At 73.2% G+C, this 18,905-nt stretch carries 15 protein-coding genes; 2 read left to right on the forward strand and 13 right to left on the reverse strand.

The window, feature by feature from the left end; genetic code table 11:
* Positions 1–12: 12 nt before the first annotated feature.
* Genes ligD through AB0L59_RS29115 form a run of 3 tightly spaced genes read right to left on the reverse strand, consistent with a single transcriptional unit; the run spans position 13 to position 4,296 of the window.
* A complete protein-coding gene (ligD, locus tag AB0L59_RS29105) occupies positions 13–948 on the reverse strand; it encodes a non-homologous end-joining DNA ligase (RefSeq protein ID WP_365589371.1) in 936 nt (311 codons plus the stop codon).
* Positions 945–2,792: a transketolase gene (locus AB0L59_RS29110; RefSeq protein ID WP_365589373.1), complete on the reverse strand. Its 1,848-nt coding sequence runs from the start codon at positions 2,790–2,792 to the stop codon at positions 945–947. Before AB0L59_RS29110 ends, ligD begins: the two co-directional genes overlap by 4 nt.
* A gap of 40 nt (positions 2,793–2,832) precedes the next feature.
* Positions 2,833–4,296, reverse strand: coding sequence for an NAD(P)/FAD-dependent oxidoreductase (locus AB0L59_RS29115; RefSeq protein WP_365589375.1), 1,464 nt, complete (start codon positions 4,294–4,296; stop codon positions 2,833–2,835).
* Between the two features lie 206 nt (positions 4,297–4,502).
* Between AB0L59_RS29115 and AB0L59_RS29120 the strand changes: the two genes are divergently transcribed.
* Positions 4,503–5,459 (forward strand): LLM class F420-dependent oxidoreductase, encoded by a 957-nt coding sequence (locus AB0L59_RS29120; RefSeq protein ID WP_365589378.1) that lies wholly within the window; start codon positions 4,503–4,505, stop codon positions 5,457–5,459.
* 112 nt (positions 5,460–5,571) lie between these two features.
* Here the strand turns inward: AB0L59_RS29120 and AB0L59_RS29125 are convergent, their stop codons facing one another.
* Positions 5,572–5,991, reverse strand: coding sequence for a phage holin family protein (locus AB0L59_RS29125; RefSeq protein ID WP_365589381.1), 420 nt, complete (start codon positions 5,989–5,991; stop codon positions 5,572–5,574).
* Between the two features lie 80 nt (positions 5,992–6,071).
* Between AB0L59_RS29125 and AB0L59_RS29130 the strand changes: the two genes are divergently transcribed.
* Complete coding sequence (locus AB0L59_RS29130) at positions 6,072–6,419, forward strand: VOC family protein (protein WP_365589384.1); 348 nt, start codon at positions 6,072–6,074, stop codon at positions 6,417–6,419.
* A 141-nt stretch (positions 6,420–6,560) separates the two neighbouring features.
* Here AB0L59_RS29130 and AB0L59_RS29135 read toward each other — a convergent pair whose 3' ends face one another.
* The 9 genes from AB0L59_RS29135 to AB0L59_RS29175 all read right to left on the reverse strand — a co-directional run bounded on the left by AB0L59_RS29135 (position 6,561) and on the right by AB0L59_RS29175 (position 18,583).
* A complete protein-coding gene (locus tag AB0L59_RS29135) occupies positions 6,561–8,522 on the reverse strand; it encodes a DUF5107 domain-containing protein (protein ID WP_365589385.1) in 1,962 nt (653 codons plus the stop codon).
* 69 nt (positions 8,523–8,591) lie between these two features.
* On the reverse strand, positions 8,592–9,143 hold the full coding sequence (locus AB0L59_RS29140) for a GNAT family N-acetyltransferase (protein ID WP_365589388.1): 552 nt from the start codon (positions 9,141–9,143) through the stop codon (positions 8,592–8,594).
* Between the two features lie 245 nt (positions 9,144–9,388).
* A complete protein-coding gene (locus AB0L59_RS29145; RefSeq protein WP_365589390.1) occupies positions 9,389–10,312 on the reverse strand; it encodes an LD-carboxypeptidase in 924 nt (307 codons plus the stop codon).
* The gene (locus AB0L59_RS29150; RefSeq protein ID WP_365589393.1) at positions 10,309–12,273 is read right to left on the reverse strand and encodes a prolyl oligopeptidase family serine peptidase; all 1,965 of its coding nucleotides are present in this window, start codon (positions 12,271–12,273) and stop codon (positions 10,309–10,311) included. The genes AB0L59_RS29145 and AB0L59_RS29150 overlap by 4 nt, the downstream gene beginning before the upstream one ends.
* Before the next feature lie 3 nt (positions 12,274–12,276).
* Positions 12,277–13,593: a M20/M25/M40 family metallo-hydrolase gene (locus AB0L59_RS29155; RefSeq protein ID WP_365589395.1), complete on the reverse strand. Its 1,317-nt coding sequence runs from the start codon at positions 13,591–13,593 to the stop codon at positions 12,277–12,279.
* A complete protein-coding gene (locus AB0L59_RS29160) occupies positions 13,586–14,419 on the reverse strand; it encodes a M55 family metallopeptidase (protein WP_365589398.1) in 834 nt (277 codons plus the stop codon). Before AB0L59_RS29160 ends, AB0L59_RS29155 begins: the two co-directional genes overlap by 8 nt.
* A 54-nt stretch (positions 14,420–14,473) precedes the next feature.
* A complete protein-coding gene (locus AB0L59_RS29165) occupies positions 14,474–16,132 on the reverse strand; it encodes a glycosyltransferase family 39 protein (RefSeq protein WP_365589400.1) in 1,659 nt (552 codons plus the stop codon).
* Between the two features lie 22 nt (positions 16,133–16,154).
* Positions 16,155–17,171 (reverse strand): glycosyl hydrolase, encoded by a 1,017-nt coding sequence (locus AB0L59_RS29170; RefSeq protein WP_365589402.1) that lies wholly within the window; start codon positions 17,169–17,171, stop codon positions 16,155–16,157.
* Positions 17,168–18,583, reverse strand: a complete 1,416-nt coding sequence (locus AB0L59_RS29175; RefSeq protein ID WP_365589557.1) for a cellulose synthase catalytic subunit — start codon at positions 18,581–18,583, stop codon at positions 17,168–17,170. The genes AB0L59_RS29170 and AB0L59_RS29175 overlap by 4 nt, the downstream gene beginning before the upstream one ends.
* Positions 18,584–18,905 lie beyond the last annotated feature (322 nt).

An 18,905-nucleotide genomic window follows, 5' to 3' on the forward strand; every position in this document is an offset into this window, starting at 1 on the left:
CATGGCCAAACCTCACGAGCGAAGGTCCGCGAGTCGCCGCCGGGCCGGGCCCAGGGCGCGGCCCCGGCTCGGCAGACCGGCCCAGGGGTCGCTACGGGCCTGGTCGACGGCGTCGGCGAGGGTCCAGCGGCGGGCGTCGAGGCCGGGGTCGTCCAGCTGCTCCCAGGCGAGGGGGACGGCGACGGGGGCGCCTGGGCGGGCACGCACGGTGTAGGGGGCGACGGCGGTCTGCGCGTAGGCGTTGCGCTGCACGTCGAGGTAGAGACGGTCGCCGCGGTCCTCCTTCCGGGCCGCGGTGGTGAGCCGGTCCGGGTGCCGGGAGGCCAGCAACTCGGCCACGTCACGGGCGAATCGGCGCACCTCGTCGAAGTCGCTGCGGCCGTCGAGGCGGACGACGAGATGGAGCCCGCGCGAGCCGGTGGTCATCGGGGCGGCGGGCAGCTCCAGCGCGTCCAGCAGCTCCCGCAGCCGGACGGCCGCCTCGCACACTCGGGGGAAGTCGTCGCCCGGGGGATCGAGGTCGAAGACGAGCTGGTCGGGGTGGTCGACGCCGCCGGAGCGGTCGGTGCGGGACAGCCAGCGGTGCAGGGTGAGACAGGCCTGGTCGGCGAGGTAGAGGAGGGTGGCGGTGTCGTCGCAGACGGCATGCGTGACCGTGCCGCCCTCCTTGGCGACCTCGGCGCGGGTGATCCAGTCCGGATAGTGGTCCGGGACGTTCTTCTGCATGAACCGCTGCCCGTCGACGCCGTCCGGGTACCGCTCCAGCATCAGCGGACGGCCCCGCAGGTGCGGCAGCATGTGCGGGGCGACGGACCGGTAGTAGTCGGCGACGTCGCTCTTGGTGTACTCCGTGGCGCCGGGACCGCCCGGGAAGAGCACCTTCCCGGGCCGCTGGATCCGTACCGTACGGCGGCCCGCGCGTATGGTCCGGGCGTCCCCGTCGCTCATCGCACGACCGCCTCCTCCACCAGCAGTTTCGCGGCCGCCGCGATGCCGGCGGCGTCGATGCCGGCCGCGTGCAGCTGCTCGTCGGGCGCGGCCGAGCCCGGCATGGTGCGCACCGCGAGCCGGACCAGGCGCGGCACGGGCCGGCCGTCGCCGAAGGCCTCCGCGACCGCGTCCCCGAGGCCGCCCTCGGGGTGGTGGTCCTCCACGGTGAGCAGGCAGCCGGTCTCCTCGGCGGCCCGGCGCAGCGTGTCCGCGTCGACGGGCTTGACCGAGTACAGGTCGATCACCCGGACCCGGATGCCGTCCTCGGCGAGCCGGTCGGCCGCGGCCAGTGCCTCGGGGACGGTGACACCGGCGGCGACGACCGTCAGCCGGTCCTCCTCGCTCGACACGAGCGTCTTGCTGCCGCCCACCGGGAACTCCTCGTCGGGGCCGTAGATCACCGGTGTCTTGCCGCGCGAGGTGCGCAGATAGCGGATGCCGTCGAGGTCGGCCATGGCCGCGATCAGCCGGGCGGTCTGGTTGGCGTCACACGGGTACAGCACGGTCGAGCCGTGCACGGCACGGAACATCGCCAGGTCCTCCAGGCCCATCTGCGAGGGCCCGTCCTGCCCGATCGAGACACCGGCGTGCGAGCCGACCAGGTTGATGCCGGAGCCGCTGATGGACGCCATCCGCACGAAGTCGTAGGCCCGGCTGAGGAACGCGGCGAACGTCGAGGCGTACGGCAGCCAGCCCCGCGTGGCCATGCCGACGGCCGCGGCGACCAGCTGCTGCTCGGCAATGTAGCACTCGAAGAAGCGGTCGGGGTGGGCCTTGGCGAACTCCTCGGTGCGGGTGGAGTCGCCGACCTCGCCGTCCAGGGCGACGACATCGCCGCGGGCGGAGCCGAGCGCGGCGAGGGCGGCCCCGAAGGCGTCCCGGGTCGCGACCTCGTCGCCCTCGTCGTAGCGCGGGAGCTGCAGCACCTCGGTGGTCAGGTCGCGCAGCGTGGCGGCGGCCGGCGGCTCGCCCACCCGGACGTGCAGCGCGCGCGGTCCGCCGAGCTCGGCGACGGCCTCCTCGGCGTCCGGCACCGGCTTGCCGTGGTGGCCCTCCAGGTCCTCCACGGCGGCGACGCCCTTGCCCTTGAGAGTGCGGGCCAGGATCACGACGGGCTGCCCGGTGGTGGACAGCGCCTCGCCGTAGGCCCGGTCGATCTTGTCCACGTCGTGGCCGTCGATCTCGACGGTGTGCCAGCCGAAGGCCTGGAAGCGCCGGGCGTAGGCGTCCAGGTCGTGGCCGTGCCGGGTGGGGCCGCGCTGGCCGAGCCGGTTGACGTCCACGATCGCGATCAGGTTGTCCAGGTGCTCGTACCCGGCGTGTTCGGCCGCCTCCCACACCGAGCCCTCCGCCAGTTCGCTGTCGCCGCACAGCACCCACACCCGGTAGCCGGTGCGCTCCAGGCGCTTGCCGGCGAGGGCGATACCGACGCCGACGGGCAGGCCCTGGCCGAGGGAACCGGTGGCCGTCTCCACCCAGGGCAGCCGCCGGGGCGTCGGATGTCCTTCGAGCCGGCTGCCGAGCTTGCGGAAGGTGAGCAACTCGCCGTCCTCGATGGCACCGGCCGCCTTGTACGCGGCGTACAGCAGGGGCGAGGCGTGTCCCTTGGACAGTACGAAGCGGTCGTTGGCGGGGTGTTCGGGGCGTTCGAAGTCGTAGCGCAGATGGTGGGCGAGCAGCACGGCCATCAGGTCGGCCGCGGACATGGAGGACGTGGGGTGCCCGGATCCCGCGGCGGCGGAGGCCCGCACACTGTCGACGCGCAACTGCTGTCCCAGTTCGGCGAGTTCGTCGGGGTTCATGAGTCTCCTTGGGTGAGTCGAGGGGATACGGCCGGCGGCTTCACTCGGCGGCGGGGGCCGGGGGGTCGGTGCGCTTGACGGGGCCGGGGGCGGGGTGGTCACCGCGTTCGCCGGCGGGCGGTGCGGGTGCGCGTCGCGGTTCTCGTGCGCCTTGCCGTGCTTCCGCGGGTTCTCCGCCTTCCTCCGTGCGTTCCGGTCCGCTCCGTACGCGTGGCAGCTCGGGAGAGGCCGTGTCCAGGGGGACCGACCAGGAGCGGACGAGGCCCAACTGGACCCCCTGGCGCGGCAGTACGGCGTCCAGCAGCCAGTCGGCGGCGACCCGGACGCGGTTGCCGGGCAGCGCGGCCAGGTGATAGCCGCGGGTGACCGCCCCGGCGGCCGGGCCGGACAGCGGGATGCCGAACGGGTTGGCGGCGGCCAACACCCCGCCGAGGTCGACCGCGAAGCCGAGGTCGCGATGGCGGTACGGCCGCCGGCGCCGCCCGAGGCCGAGCGAGGCGGCCACGTTCTCCCCGGCCACCCGGCCCTGCCGCCAGGCGTGCTGGGCCGTCATGGGAGTGAAGGCCCCCGGACGCTCCAGGTCCGGCACCGCGGCCGCGTCCCCGCAGCCGAACACCTCGGGCCGGCCCGGCACCTGGAGATACGGATCGACGATCAGCCGGCCCCGCTCCAGCGGCTGCCCGACGGCCTCCACCAGCGGATCGGGCCGTACCCCGACACACCACACCAGCGTCCGGGACGCGACGAACTCCCCGTCGGTGAGCAGTACCCCGTCATGGGTGGCCTCCTTCACCGAGGTCCCCATCCGTACGTCGACGCCCCGGGCCCGCAGCACCCGGTCGGCGGTGAGGGAGAGCCGCTCGTCCATCTCCGGGAGCACGCGCGGGGCCACGTCCAGCAGCATCCAGCGCGGCCGGAGCCCGGCAGGCAGCGGATGCCGGCGGACCAGATGGTCGGTGAGCAGTTGCATCTGCGCGGCCACCTCGGTGCCGGTGTAGCCGGCGCCGACGACGACGAAGGTGCAGCGGGCCGCGCGGGCCTTCGGGTCGGCCTCCGTGGCGGCCAGCTCCACCTGGCGGGTCACGTGGTCGCGCAGGTAGAGCGCCTCGGGCAGCCCGCGGAAGCCGTGTGCGTGCTCGGCGACCCCGGGGACGGGCAGCAGCTTGTTGACGCTGCCGACACTCAGCACCAGCCGGTCGTAGGCGAGGGTGCCGACGCCGCCCTCGGGGTCGGAGTAGTGGACCGTACCGGCGTCCAGGTCGACGTGGTCCGCCTCGCCGAGTACCAGCCGCACCCCGCGCAGGGTGCCCGGCAGCGACACGGTGACGCGGCGGGCCTCCAGGATGCCGGCGGCGACCTGGGGCAGCAGCGGCAGGTACAGGAAGTAGTCGGTCGGGTTCAGCAAGGTGATGTCGGCCCGGTCGCGGGTCAGCCGGGCCAGTGTGCGGGCAGCCCGGTACCCGGCGAACCCGGCACCGACGATCACCACGTGAGGTCGGCTCACGGTGCGCCTCCGGCGGTGTGGCTCGTCCGAGGCTTTCCGCGTAACCGGGGCCGGGGCACCCAAACGCCGGACGGGTCACCCGGACGCCGGTCGGAGCACCCGAACGCCGCGCCGACCCCCTGGCGTTTCGCCGGAGCGGCCCCGGTTACCCGGCCCGGGACCGGATCACACCACATCGGCTTCGCCCGCGCGGAGGTGCTTCTGCCATGCCCGAGTACGGCTATTTCCTGGCGAGCGAGGAACACGACCCGGCCGCGCTCGTCGAGCAGGCCCGGATGGCCGAACAGGCCGGATTCAAGGCGCTGTGGATCTCCGACCACTTTCACCCGTGGAACGACGCGCAGGGGCAGAGCGCGTTCGTGTGGTCGGTGATCGGCGCCCTGTCGGAGGCGGTGTCGCTGCCGATCGAGACGGCGGTGACCTGTCCGACCGTGCGGATGCACCCGGCGGTGACGGCGCAGGCGGCGGCGACCAGCGCGGTGATGACCGAGGGCCGCTTCCGGCTCGGTGTCGGCACCGGCGAGGCGCTCAACGAGCACATCCTCGGCGACCGCTGGCCTCCGACGCACGTGCGCCTGGAGATGCTGGAGGAGGCCGTCCAGGTGATGCGCCGGCTGTTCACCGGCGAGGAGGTCAACCACCAGGGCACGCACTACACCGTGGAGAACGCCCGGCTCTACACCATCCCCGACGAGCCCGTCCCGATCGACATCTCCGGCTTCGGACCGAAGGCGACGTCGCTGGCCGCCCGGGTGGGCGACGGGTACATCACGATGGCGCCGGAGGAGGAGATGGTCACGCAGTTCCGCAAGGGCGGGGGCGGGACCAAGCTGGTCAGCGGCGGCGCCAAGGTCTGTTACGGCACCGATCGCGAGGAGTGCGTCCGTATGGTGCGCTCCCTGTGGTTCAACGAGCTGCTGCCCGGGGAGATGGGGCAGGTGCTGCCCTCGCCGCGGCACTTCGAGCAGGTGGGTGAGCTGGTCACCGAGGACATGGTGCGCGAGAAGGTGGCCTGCGGGGACGATGTCGGGCAGCACGTGTCCACGCTGCGGGCCTTCGCCGACGCCGGGTTCGACCGGATCTACGTGAACCAGATCGGGCAGGACCAGAAGGGGTTCTTCGACTTCTACCGGACCAAGGTGCTGCCGCAGCTCGAGGAATGAGGCAATGAGGCCGGGTGAGGCCGGGGGTGGTGCGGTCGGCAGCCCCACCCTCGGCCTCGAACCCGAACGTACCCAGCCGCCCTCAGGCGAACTAGGCGAACGTACCCGGCCGTCAGGCCCTGCGGTCACCGGTGTGCGGCGGCTCGGCCGGCATCGGCGGGTACGGCATGCCCAGACCGCTCGGCGGGGCCCCCGGGGCGGTGCCGCCCACGACGTGTCCCGGTGCCGACGGGTGAGCCTGCTTCGGGTGGGCGGCGCCGCGCAGCGCGTACGCCACCGCGCCCATGATCGCCGCCGTGATCAGCGCGGCGCCCCAGCCGGGCAGGCCGATTGCCAGGGCCAGCCCGACGGCGAGGGCCAGTGCGGCGCCCGCGTACAGGGCGGCGGCGCCGGACGCGGCGTAGAGCGTGGCGGTGCGGCGCTGCTTTCGGGACTGCTCGCGCAGCTCGTCGCGCACCGTCTCGCGCGCCACCTGCGCCAGCTCCTCGACCAGTTGCCTGTCCAGGTGTTCCAGATGCTCCAAACTGTCCATGACCTGCGGGTACCCGGTGGACAGGGCGGGTAACGCGGGCGCCCTGCCCGACGTCGGCCACCCCAACTAGGCTCGGACACATGGAGATTCTGGGCGCCTCGCTGCGCATCTGCGTCGACGACCTCGAGACCGCGATCCCCTTCTACGAGCGTCTGGCGGGCGGCAGAGCCCTGCGCTTCGGGCGCGGCGGGGTCCAGGTCGCCGCGATCGGCTCCTTTCTGCTGATGAGCGGCCCGGAGGCGGAACTGGAGATCCTGCGCCGAGTGGCGGCGACCATCGCCGTCAAGGACGTCGACGAGGCGCACCGGCTGCTGACCGACCTGGGCGCCCGGATCCTCGCGGGCCCCGTGCCGACGCCGGTGGGCCGGAACCTGATCGCGATGCATCCGGACGGGTCCGTGTTCGAGTACGTCGACCAGCGCGGCTGAGAGCCGGCCGGCGGTCAGGGGGGTCTCGGCTCGGCGCGGGCGCACCGCCGGCTGACGCAAGGCTCCTGCGTCGATCCGCTGGCTGACCCGGAGGTGACCGCCATCGGCGGCGAGGCGCCCCGGGCCGGCGGGGCCGGCAGGTCAGACCACGTCCGGCCGCATCCGGAAGTCGTGGCGGGCGGGGAGGGGATCGTCGGTGAGCCGGGCCCACAGGCGGCCGAGGGCCTCCTCGCCCTCCCGCAGATCGGCGACCTCGAACCCGGCGTCGAAGACGGCCCGCGCCTCGGCCGGCCGTCCCTCGGCGAGGAGCAGCTCGGCCTCCAGGAGCCGGAACCGGCCCCGGCGGCGGACGGACGGCAGCAGCCGGTCCCAGACGGCCCGGGCGTCCGCCGTGCGCCGCGTCCTCAGCAGCGCCCGCAGGGTCTCCCGGCCGAGCGCGGCCACGGCGGCGGTCCACGCCTCGCCGTCGTCGCGCCGCTCGCGGCACAGGTCGTCGAAGGCGTCCGCGTACCGTTCGGCGGCCCGCTCGTGGTGGCCGGCCTCCTGGTCGGCCACGGCCAGACAGCGCAGCAACGGCCACAGCGAGGGGGCGAGGAGGAGGGCGCGCTCCCAGCTGCGGACGGCCTGGGCGCGGTCGCCGGCGTGCCACTGGGCGATCCCGAGGTGGTACTCGGTGTGCGGGGTGGCGGGCGCCGTCTCCAGCATGTCCCGCCAGTGCGCGGCGACGAGGGTCTCACCGGGCGGCCGTACCCGGCGCGGCTCCGGAAGGGTGCCGGTACGCAGCAGTTCGCGCCAGGGCGCCTGGGCCTCGCCCAGGGTGGACTCGGGGAACGGCGTGCCGGGCAGTTTCCAGTCGGCGCGCAGGACTTCGAGCGCACCCCAGCCGGATCCGGTGGCCAGGACCTCGCCGGGCTCGGTGTCGGCGCACGGCCGCCACGCCGCGTACGCCTCCTCGACCCGGGCGCGGGGCAGGGCCGACTCCAGGCGCTCCTCGGCGCCCTGGACGGCCCGGGTCCACTCCCCCTCGGGCGGGGCGTCGAGCGGTCCGTACGCCTCCAGCCAGGACACCTCGCTCTCGGGCTCCAGCCGGACGTGTTCCAGCTGGGTGCGGGCGAGTCCGGCCTGGATCTCGCAGTAGCCGCCGGTGCCGGGCTCGGTCAGCCACTGTTGCCAGCGCCGGCCGCCGGGCAGGTGGCCCCACACGAACAGCTTGCGGCCGCGCAGGGCGTCGGTGGAGGTCTGCACCAGCCCGTGCCCGTCGGCGTCCAGCGCGGCGATCCAGCGGCGGCGGCCGTCGGGCACCTCGTAGAAGTAGTCGGCGGCGTACGGGCTGTTGAGGGGGTGGGTGCGGTCGATGCCGTCGTACGACGGGACGGGGACGCGGTGCAGGCGGCGTGCGTAGCCGAAGTGCCAGGCCTCCTCGGCCGGAGCGAGGACCCGGCACTCCTCCGGTACCGCGATGTTGGACCACCAGTACGTCGGCACCGGGCGCTCGTGCGGGTTGCGGATGCGGACGCCGACGTAGAGGAAGTCGGAACCGTCGGGCAGCCACAGGTCCACCTGGAAGGGGAGGTCGCGCAGCCGCTCCCACTCCCAGAGGCGGAGCATCTCACCGCCGTCGGGCGCGGGGACGCGGGCGGCGTGCAGGGGCGCGCACGAGAGGGTGGTGTGACCGGTGGCGCCGATGTTCCATTCGACGCCACCGGAGTACCAGGCGCCGTTGAGGGCGAAGTTGGCGGGCTGGAACACCGGGTTGCGGTAGAGGAGTTCGCGTCCGGTCGGCAGGTGCAGCAGAGAGGCGACGCGGCCGCCGAGGCCGGGCAGGACGGTGGCGCGCAGCCGGTCGTTCTCGATCACCAGGGCGTCGAGGGTGCGGGGCTCGCGGGTTCTGTCGTAGCCGTCGCGGACGCGGACGGGGAGCAGGCTGCGCAGCGGCTCGTACCCGAGCTGGCGGGCCATGTCCCTGGGCATGCCGTCCCGGTCGCGGTCGTCGATCAGGTGGACCTCGTCGAGGGGGCGCAGCGGGGGCAGGGGGTTGTCCGGGCCCAACTGCGCGGCGGGCAGCGTCAGTACCTCACGTCGGATCCTCGTCACGATGACCATGGAACCCGGCGGCGCGGCACTCGGCCAGGGGACCTGCTGGTCAGGATTGCGCAAAGGCGTCCGCGGCGATCAGTGGGCGGATCGCATCTCGGCGGTGAGCGCCCAGCGTTCGTGGTCGCGCCAGGCGCCGTCGATGTAGATCATGTCCGGGGAGAACCCCTCCAGCCGGAAGCCTCCACCGCGCGCCATGGCGACCGAGGCGGCGTTCTCGGGCTGTACGTTGATCTCCAGGCGGTGCAGCCCGAGCGGACCGAACGCGTACCCGACGACCAGGTCCAGGCCCTCGCGCATCAGGCCGCGCCCGGCGGCGTGGGCGAAGGCGCCGTAGCCGAGGGCACCGCACTGGAAGCCGCCGCGCACGATGTTGTTGATGTTGATGAACCCGGCGATGTCCCCGCTGTCCTTCTCGCACACCAGGAAGCCGGCCTTGGCGGGGTCCTCGATCAGCCGGCCGGCGTAGGCGGCGTAGGCCTCCTCGGTGTCGGGCGGGAACAGCCAGGGCCGGTGCAGGTCCTTGCTCTCGCGGGCCCGCGCGGTGAACTCGGGGCCGTCGTCGAGGGTGAAGTGACGGATGGCGACGCGCGGGCCCTCGGCGAGGTAGTGGGGTGCGGTGTGCGGCATCCGGCCAGCCTACGGCGTCCCCGCGGGCGCGCGGGAGGGTCCTGGTCCGCGCCGGCCCTCCGGTAGCGGCGTCGACCGCGCGGGTACGGCCGCCCGCCCGGAGGCCGAACGTCAGCGAGGTGACGGCGTACGGGCCCCGGTGAGCGCGAAGGTCGCGGTGAGGGCGGCACGGGATCGGACGCGCGGCGGGGCGCCGGCCGGGGCGCACCTCGGGAAACGGACCTCTGGGGCATCAGTGGCGACGGTCAGCGCAGTGCGGGCACGGCCAGGGTCAAGGAGCCGGACTCGGCGTCGAGTTCGGCCGGCACGCCGAAGGGGACGGTCACCGCGTCGTCTCCGTGCCCGAACCCCAGCTCCTCCACCACCGGGACGCCGAGTCCGCCGAGCCGGTCGGCGAGGACCGGGCGCAGCTCCTCGTACGGGCCGCAGTCGCGCCAGGAGCCGAGCCCGATCCCGGCGACCCCGTCGAGCCAGCCGGAGCGCACCAGCTGGGTCAGCAACCGGTCGACACGGTACGGCCGTTCGCCCACGTCCTCCAGGAGCAGCAGCCCGCCCCGCGCCCCGGGCCGGGCGAACGGGGTGCCGAGGTCGGTGGCCAGCAGGCTCAGACAGCCGCCGAGGGTGACCCCCCGGGCCCGGCCGGGCGCCAGCGCGGTCCCGGCCGAGGCCAGGGTGAGGACGGTCTCCGGAGCGAAGAGGGTGGACCGCAGATGCTCCTGCGCACGGGCGCTCTTGACGAAGTCGACTCCGGCGGCGGCCGGTCCGTACAGGCTGACCAGGTCCAGCCGGGTGGCGAGCGCCTGGTGCAGGACGGTGATGTCGCTGAAGCCGACGAACACCTTCGGCCCGGCCGCCCGCATCGCGTCCCAGTCCAGCAGGTCCACCATGCGCTGCGCCCCGTATCCGCCGCGGGCGCACAGCACCGCGGCGACGGACGGGTCGCACCAGGCGTTCTGGAAGTCGGCCGCGCGGTCGGCGTCGCGGCCGGCCAGGTAGCCGAACTCGCCGTGCCGGTCGAGCACATGGGGTGCCACCACCGGATCGAGGTCCCAGCCGCGCAGCACGTCGAGCCCGGCCTGCAGCCGCTCCTCGGGCACCGGCCCGCTGGGGGCGACGACGGCCACCCGGGCGCCCGGGGCCAGCCGCCGCGGCCGCGTCAGTTCCCTCACGTGTGCAGCTCCAGTCTCGGGATGCCGGACACGTCCAGCTTGAACACCTGTGCGTACAGGGAGAGTTCGGCCTCAAGGGCGCGCACCATGGTCTCCGCCCGCCGGAAGCCGTGCCCCTCTCCCTCGAAGGTGAGGTAGGCGTGCGGCACGCCCCGGCCCTCGATCCGGGCGAGGAAGCGCTCGCACTGGACGGGCGGGCAGATCACGTCGTCCAGGCCCTGGAGCAGCAGGAACGGCGCGGTGAGCCGGTCGGCGTGGGCGGCCGGGGAGCGCTCGGCGTACCGGGCGGGCACCTCGGCGGACGGGCCGATCAGCGACTCCAGGTAGCGGGACTCGAAGTCGTGGGTCTCCCCCGGGCCCCAGGTGGTCAGGTCCAGGACCGGGTAGATGATGGTGCCGCAGGCGTAGACGTCGGTGGTGGTCAGGGAGGCGGCGGTGGTCCAGCCGCCCGCGCTGCCGCCCCGGATGGCGAGCCGGGCGGGGTCGGCGGTGCCCTCGTCGGCGAGGGCCCGGGCGACGGCCGCGCAGTCCTCGACGTCGACCACGCCCCACTGCTCGCGCAGCCGCTCCCGGTAGGCCCGGCCGTGTCCGGTGGAGCCGCCGTAGTTCACCTCGGCGACCCCGATGCCCCGCGAGGTGAAGTAGGCGATCTCCAGGTCCAGCACGAGCGGCACCCGGCTGGTGGGGCCGCCGTGCGCCCAGATCACGTAGGGCGGCAACTCGCCGTCGGCTGCCGTGTGTTCGGGGTGGTGCGGCGGATAGACGTGGGCGTGCACCTCGCGGCCCTGCGGGCCGGTGAAGACGCGGATCTGCGGCTCCGGGTAGTACGCGGGGTCGACGGCGTCCCGGTGCCCGGCGCCGATCGCGCGGGCCCGGCCGGTGACGGTGTCCAGCTCGACCACCTCGTAGGAGGTGCGCGGGCTGGCGCCGACCGCGATCACCCGGGTGCCGTGGGCCGCGAGATGGGCCGGGAACTCCGTCCACTGGCCGGCGGCGTCGACGATCTCACCGGATTCCGGGTCCAGCACGCCGAGCACGGCAGGTCCCTTGCCGTGGACGACCGCGATCAGCCCGTTGTCGAGGGGCGCGAACCAGCGCAGCCCGAGCTGCCACAGGGGCCCGCCGAACTCCTCGTCGCGCGGGCACAGCGGGGTGCCGTCGCGGTAGAGGTTCCACCAGCCGCTGCGGTCGCTGCTGTACAGGAGCCTGCCGTCCGCGTCCCACTCGACCTGTGCGACGGCCTCGTCCGGCCCGCCGGCGACGGTCCGCGCGTCCCGCAGGGTGCCGTCGTCGCCGACGTCGGCCACGAGCAGTTCCGTGCCCTCCCACGGCATCCGCGGATGGTCCCAGGCGAGCCAGGCGGCGCGGCGCCCGTCCGGGGCGAGGCGGGCCCCGGTGACGAAGCGGTGCCGGTCGTCGGTGAGTTCGCGGACGGCGCCCCGGTCCTCCGCGGCCGAGCCGTCCAGCGGTACGGCGGCGAGGACGCGCCGCAGGTCACCGGGTTCGTCGCCGGTGAACTCCTCCAGCACGCACCAGACTTCGCCGCGTTCCAGGTCCACGCGCAGGTCGGCCCAGCGCAGCCCGCCGCCCACGGTCGACAGCGGGGTGAGCGGGCGCGGCTCGCCGCCGGGTTCGTACCGGTAGAGCCGCTGGTCGGCGAAGTGCGCGAACACGACGAGGGGTTGGCCGCCCTGTACCGCCCCGGCCCAGGGCCGGCCGCCGTACTCGATGACCCGGCTGCGCACGTTCCAGGGCGCGGGCAGCACGGACTCCTCGGTCCCGTCGGCGCGGCGGCGTATCAGGGCGCGCCGGCCGCCCTCGGCGGGCCGGGGCTCGGTCCACCAGGCCTCGTCCCCGACGAATCCCGTCCACTCCGGCCGGCCGTCGTGCGCGGCGGCCAGGGCCGCGTCGACGGGCGACGGCCAGGAACCGTACGGCGTCTTGAGCATCTCGTCCCCCATCCCCTAGGCCGTCCGCAGGAAGCGGTCCAGCACCCGAACACCGAAGTGCAGCGCCTCCACGGGCACCCGTTCGTCCACGCCGTGGAACAACGCCTGGTAGTCGAGGCCCTCGGGCAGCTTCAGCGGGGCGAAACCATAGCCGGTGATGCCCAGCCGGGAGAACTGCTTGGCGTCGGTGCCGCCTGACATGCAGTACGGCACCACGTGCCCCTCCGGCGCGAACTCCTCGACGGCGGCCCGCATCTTCGCATAGGCGGGCGAGTCCACCGGCGCCTGGAGGGCCACCTCCCGGTGTGCGAACTCCCAGCTCACGTCCGGGCCTGTCAGCTCGTCGAGGGTCGCGGTGAACTCCTCCTCACCACCGGGCAGATAGCGACCGTCGACGTAGGCCACGGCCTCGCCGGGGATGACGTTCAGCTTGTAGCCGGCGTCCAGCATGGTGGGGTTGGCGCTGTTGCGGACGGTCGCCTCGACCAGCTTGGCGGCCGGGCCGAGCTTCTCCAGCAGCCGGTCCACGTCCCGGAAGTCGGGCTCGATGCCGTACAGGGCGGCGAGTTCGGCGAGCGCGGAGCGGACGGTCGGGGTGAGCCTCAGCGGCCACTCGTGCTCGCCGATGCGGGTGACGGCGGCGGCGAGCCGCGTCACCGCGTTCTCCTTGTTCACCTTGGAGCCGTGCCCGGCCCGCCCGCGCGCGGTGAGCTTCAGCCAGCCGGTGCCCCGCTCCCCCGCGGCGATGGGGTAGAGCTGCCGGCCGCTGCCGTCGTGGAAGGTGAAGGCGCCGGACTCGCTGATGCCCTCGGTGCAGCCCTCGAACAGTTCGGGGTGGTGGTCGGCGAGGAAGCCGGAGCCGTCCTCGGCGCTGGCCTCCTCGTCGGCGGTGAAGGCGATGACGAGGTCCCGCCGGGGCCGTACGCCCTGCCGGGCCCAGGACCGGACGACCGCGAGGATCATCGCGTCCATGTTCTTCATGTCGACGGCGCCCCGCCCCCACACCACGCCGTCGCGGATCTCGCCGGAGAACGGGTGCACGCTCCAGTCGGCGGCCTCGGCGGGCACGACGTCAAGGTGCCCGTGCACCAGCAGCGCGTCGGCGGACGGGTCCGTGCCCTCGATCCGCGCGACGACGTTCGTACGGCCCGGCGTCCGCTCCAGCAGCACCGGCTCCAGGCCCGCGCCGGCCAGCCGTTCGGCCGCGTACTCCGCGGCGGGCCGCTCCCGGCAGTCCCCGCCGCCCCGGTTGGTGGTGTCGATGCGGATCAGGCCGGAGGTGAACTCCACGACCTCGGCCAGGGCCAGTTCGTCGGCCTGCTGGTCAGCCATACTGCTCCTCCACGGCGGCAGAGACGATCGTGGTGACCGCCTTGAACGTCCTGATCCCCTCGTACATGGTGGCGGCGGTGTACGCCACCTTCCGCTCGCCGATCCGCGCCACGCCGGGCACCACGGTCGCGGCCATCGCCAGGTGCTCGGCGTCGAACTCCACCGCGACCGTGAACGAGCCTGCCTCGACGGGAGCGTGGCGCACCGCCAGCCGGGCGGCCTCCTTGGCGGCGGCACGGATGTCGGCGGCGGTGCGGGCGGGGGTCCGGCACACCGCCGCGTACCGGGACACATGGTCCTTGACGGCGACCTTCAGCGCCTCGGGGGCGTAGCCGAGCGCGTCCTCGCAGGCGAGGTCGTCGCCGGTGACGAGGACGACGGGGACGCCGTACTCGGCGACGACGTGCGCGTTGAGCAGGCCCTCGCTGGCGCGGACGTCGTTCAGCCACACCCCGGTGATCTGGTTGGCGAGGTAGGTGTGGGCGAGGACGCCCTCCATGCCGGCGCCCGCGTGGTAGCCGACGAAGGCGACGCCGTCGACGTCGCCGTGCTGCACGCCCTCCACCATGGACAGCGCCTTGTGCCGCCCGGTGAGCATCTCGACCCGCTCGTCGAGCCGCTCCAGCAGCAGGTTGCGCATGCTCCAGTGGGCCTCGTTGACGAGCACCTCGTCGGCACCGCCGTCGAAGAAGCCCCGCACGGCGGCGTTCACGTCCGAGGTGAACATCGCCCGGCACCGCTCCCACTGCGGCGTCCCCGGCAGCACGTCGGCCGGCCAGGTGACGCCCGTGGCCCCCTCCATGTCGGCACTGATGAGGATCTTCATGCTGGGTCACGTTACGCGCCGCGGAGCGGCCAGGCTACGACCCGGAACGACCCGTCACCGGGCGCTCTTCTGCCGGACCCAGATCTCGAAGTGCCCGGCGCCGGTGGAGGTGCGGTACGGCAGCGAGCTGGTGAGCCGGTAGCGGCCGGTGGTGCGCATCTCCTGGCGGACGGCCTCCTCGGCCGGGGCGAGGCCGCCGGAGTAGTCCAGCACCACGCCGTCGAAGTACCCGTCGCGGATGGCCGCCCGGTAGCCGGGGACACCCGTCAGGTGGCGGCCGTCCTTGGTCTCGTAGTCGATGAAGAAGAAGGACAGCCAGTCCTCGTAGTCCGTCCTGCGCTCGCGGCCGAGGTAGTACACCGGGCCCTCCTTCGGATCGCCCAGCCAGTGCTGTCCGGGGCGCACGGTGTAGGAGAGCTGCGGAATGAGGTAGCGGGTGTCGGGCCAGCTGCCGAAGTAGGACGCGGACTGGGAGAGGCCCAGGGTGAGGGCGAGCACGCCGATGGCGATGGCCCACTGCGGGAACTTGAAGTGGGCGCCCATCAGCCGGGTCACGCCGACGCCCGCCATGGGCGCGGCGAAGAACAGGCCGAAGCCGATGTGCTTCTGCAGCGAGGTCTCGGTCTGCAGATGGATCTGGTAGGCGGGCGCGAGCAGCGCGGTCCCGGTGAGCAGCACGCCCAGGCAGGTGCGCCAGCGGCGGCCGGGCACGGCCCGCCGCCAGCCCGGGATCTCGGCGAGCCGGGCGGTACGGGCGTACGTGACCGTGCCGACCAGGGCGACGGCGACCAGCAGCCCCGCCCAGCGGGCGGAGTCGTGGAGGATCTGCCAGGCGGCCGTGTCGCCGTGGGCGCGGGCGGTGGTGGTGCTCTGGATCGCGGACAGGTAGCCGCCGGCCGCGAGCCCGCCGACGAGCAGCGCGAGGGTGGCCGCGCCGAACAGCGCACCGCGCAGCAGGGCGCGCCGCATGTAGTGGTGCCGGTAGGCGGTCAGCACGTACAGCAGGACCAGGGTGGGCAGGAAGAGAGCGGAGGCGTACTTCACGCCGACGGCGAGCGCGGCGACCGGGGCGGCGGCCGCGGCCCACGCCCAGTGCCGGGGCGCGATCACCACCAGCAGCCAGGCGGTGAGGGCCAGCAGGCAGACGGCCATCGCGTCGTAGGTGGCGAAGTGGCCGAGGAACAGCGTGGGCATGGAGACCGCGAACAGGGCGCTCGCGCACAGCCCGGCGCGTTCGTTGAACAGCCGCCGGGTGAGCCCGTACAGACAGGCGGTGGCCGTCAGCATGAACAGCAGGCTGAGGGCGCGCACCCCGGCGAGGCCGAGCACGGAGTCCACGGCGGCCGCGAGGACCGGGTACAGCACGGGCGCGCCGGAGAAGTAGGTGCCGAACCCGCCGTAGTTCGGCGCGCCGTAGAAGAGGCTGCCGATCTCCACGTGTCCGGCCCAGATGTACAGGGCCTCGTCCTCGAAGGCGGAGTTGGCCAGCCGCAGCGACAGCGCGGCCTGGACGAGCAGGATGACGGCGAGCAGCGCGAGGCCGACCGTGCGGCGGCGCCGGCCGGTGTCGGCGGCCCAGCCCATCAGGGCGGGCGGCGGCAGCGTCCAGCCGGGCAGCGGCTGTTCCACGAAGGAGAAGCCGGGGTCGGCCTCCGGCGGTGGCGGGGGCAGGACCCGCAGCTGCAGGGTCTCCTCGTGCACCGGGGGGTGCATGTGGCTCATCGTCGTGTCTCGTCTACTTCGGGGCGGCGAGGTCGAGGTCGTAGCGGGGGTTCCGGGCGGCCCTGCGGTACGCGGCGAGCGTCTCGGGGCTGCTGTCGACCCGCCAGTCCGTCTCCTTGTTCAGGTCGAACCAGATGAAGCCCACGATGTCGCTGCGGGCGGCGACGGTCTTCAGCAGTTCGGTGATCTGCGCGCTCTTGCGCGGGTTGGGTTGCGCGCCGGTCTCGGCGAGCAGGAACGGACGCTGGGTGAAGGTCCTGATCTGCCGGAACGTCGGCCCGAAGAGCGAGGCGAAGTCCTGGGCGCCGGTGCGGGCGTAGTAGCCGACCACGCCGACCCAGTCCACATACCCGTCGCCCGGCCAGTACGGCTTGAGGGCCACCTGCGGGACGGGGTTGACGACGTTGGGGCTCCACACCCAGATGACCGTCGAGACACCCTCGTCCTGGAAGACGTCGTGCACATGGTGCCAGGCCTTGACGAACTCGGCGGCGGTGGCGTCCTTGTGGCCCCACGGGTACCAGTTGCCGTTCATCTCGTGCGCGAGGCTGATGGCGACGGGCACGTTGAGGGCGCGCAGGGCGTGGGCGGTGTCCTTGATGTACGCGTCCTGGCTGCCGTCGGCGATCTGCGCCAGGGTCGCCTTGTGCGGCTCCCAGGCGATGTACGGCAGCTGGCCGTTCTCCCAGACCGCGCGGGTCTGGTCGGTCTGCAGCTCGTCACCCCAGCCGAGGTAGTACTCCAGCAGGGTCGGGGTGCGGCCGACCTGGGCGGCGTACCTCCGCACCGGTGTCAGATCCTTCGGGACGCCGTCGAAGGTGGCGCCGAAGTACTTGTTCTTCGGGTGCAGCAGCGGGGTGACGTCGTAGGGCTGGGCGGCCACATAGGTGGTGCCGCCGCCGGGCGCGGACGCGGCGGGCAGGGCGCCGTTTCCGCCGGCGCCGATGGGCGCCGGGCCGGTGCTCACACAGCCGGCGAGGAAGAGGACGGCGGCGAGCAGGACCGCCCAGCCGCGGATCACGCCCTTCACGCGGTCACCTCCTTCGGCTCGATCAGCACCCGGGCCACGGCGACCGCGTAGAACAGGCCGGAGGCCAGCATCAGCGCGAAGTTCTCCGGGTGGGCACCGCTCATCCGCCACACGGACAGGGCCGGCCACAGCACGGCCGTCGGCGCGCTCCACAGCCACATCCCGCCCCAGAAGCGACGGGTCTTGTTCTTCTTGGCGCCACTGGACCCGGTGGGCTGCCAGCCCATGGGGCGGCGGCGTACGACGTCCCAGATGGCGAAGACGTGCGCCCAGCCGTACATCACGCGGGTCGCCCAGGCCTCCAGCCGGTAGGGGTTGCGGTGCCACAGCGGGTAGACCACGGTCAGGTACAGGAGGCTGGGCAGCACCATCCAGTAGTTGGTCGCCTGGAGCTGGTCCGGATAGCGCATCAGCAGGGTCAGCGCGATGAGCGGCGTGGTGAAGGTGAGCAGGGCCGTCTCGATGTAGTAGATGAAGCCGGACATGTAGCACAGGCGGCTGGCGAAGCGCATCTTCACCTGCCAGAACTCCCGCAGGCTGCCGAGCATGCTCATCGAGGCCATGCACCAGCGGTACTGCTGGTTGTAGTAGGCGCCGATGGTGTCGGGGCAGATGCCGGTGGACAGCGCGAGCGGGACGTAGCGCAGGTCCCAGCCGCGGGCCCGCAGATCGAAACCGGTGTGCATGTCCTCGGAGTGCTCGATGAGGCTGGTGCCGCCGATCTCGTCCAGGGCCGCACGCCGGTAGACCGCGCAGGAACCGACGCAGATCGAGCCGTCGCTGCGCTGCCTGGAGACCTGGACCGAGCGGTAGAACAGCTCCTGTACGGCGCCGGCGCCGCGCTCTATCCAGTTCTGCTGGTCCAGGACGCGGAAGTACTGCGGCGACTGGACGATGGCGCAGCGCGGGTCGTCGTCCAGGTACGGCAGCAGCTCGTGCAGCAGGTCGGAGCGCGGTACGAAGTCGGCGTCGAGGATGAGGATCGCCTCGCCGGAGGAGTTCTCGAAGCCGTGGCGGAGGTTGCCGGCCTTCTTCATCCAGCCGCGGTTCGGGCGGACCAGGTGCCGGAAACCGAAGTCGGCGGCCATGGCGGCGGCCTCCGCGCTGTCACCGTCGTCCAGCACCAGGACCTCGACCCGGCCCGGGTAGGTGTCGGCGAGGATCCGCACATACCGCCAGGTGTTGTGCAGCACCTCGATGGGCTCGCCGCAGACGGGCAGGAAGACGTCGACGCTCGGATGGCGGTCCGGCTGCCAGCGGCGGACGACACGGCGGTGCGCCTTCAGGTCGAAGCTCGGGGCGAACGCCTCCAGCCGCATGGATATCAGGAAGCCGACCACGGCCAGCAGCAGGGTCGGGGCGAACACCCAGATCCATGCGCTGTGCCGGGCGGTGTCGGCCTGGCTGAGCAGCACGCAGACGAAGCCGATGAAGGAGCTGGACGTCAGCACCCAGGTGTGGCGCTTGACGTAGCTGTACTTCTCCCGTTCGTCGGGTGGTGTGGGCAGCAGCCCTTCGGGGGCCGGCGGGCGACCTGAACGCGGGGCACGCCGCCGCCCTCGGCTGCGTACTTCCGCCGTACGAACGGACACGGCTGAGGACCCCCCTCTGCACCTGCGCGTGAATGAGCGAGGGGAATGCTATAGGACAGATGTTCACAGCACGTGCACAGCTTCCTCGAACTCGGAGCAACGCCCTCCGGAAAGGGAAGCGGGGTGCGCGGGACGGCGGTCC

This window comes from Streptomyces sp. NPDC052109 (assembly GCF_040680195.1).
Classification (GTDB): domain Bacteria; phylum Actinomycetota; class Actinomycetes; order Streptomycetales; family Streptomycetaceae; genus Streptomyces.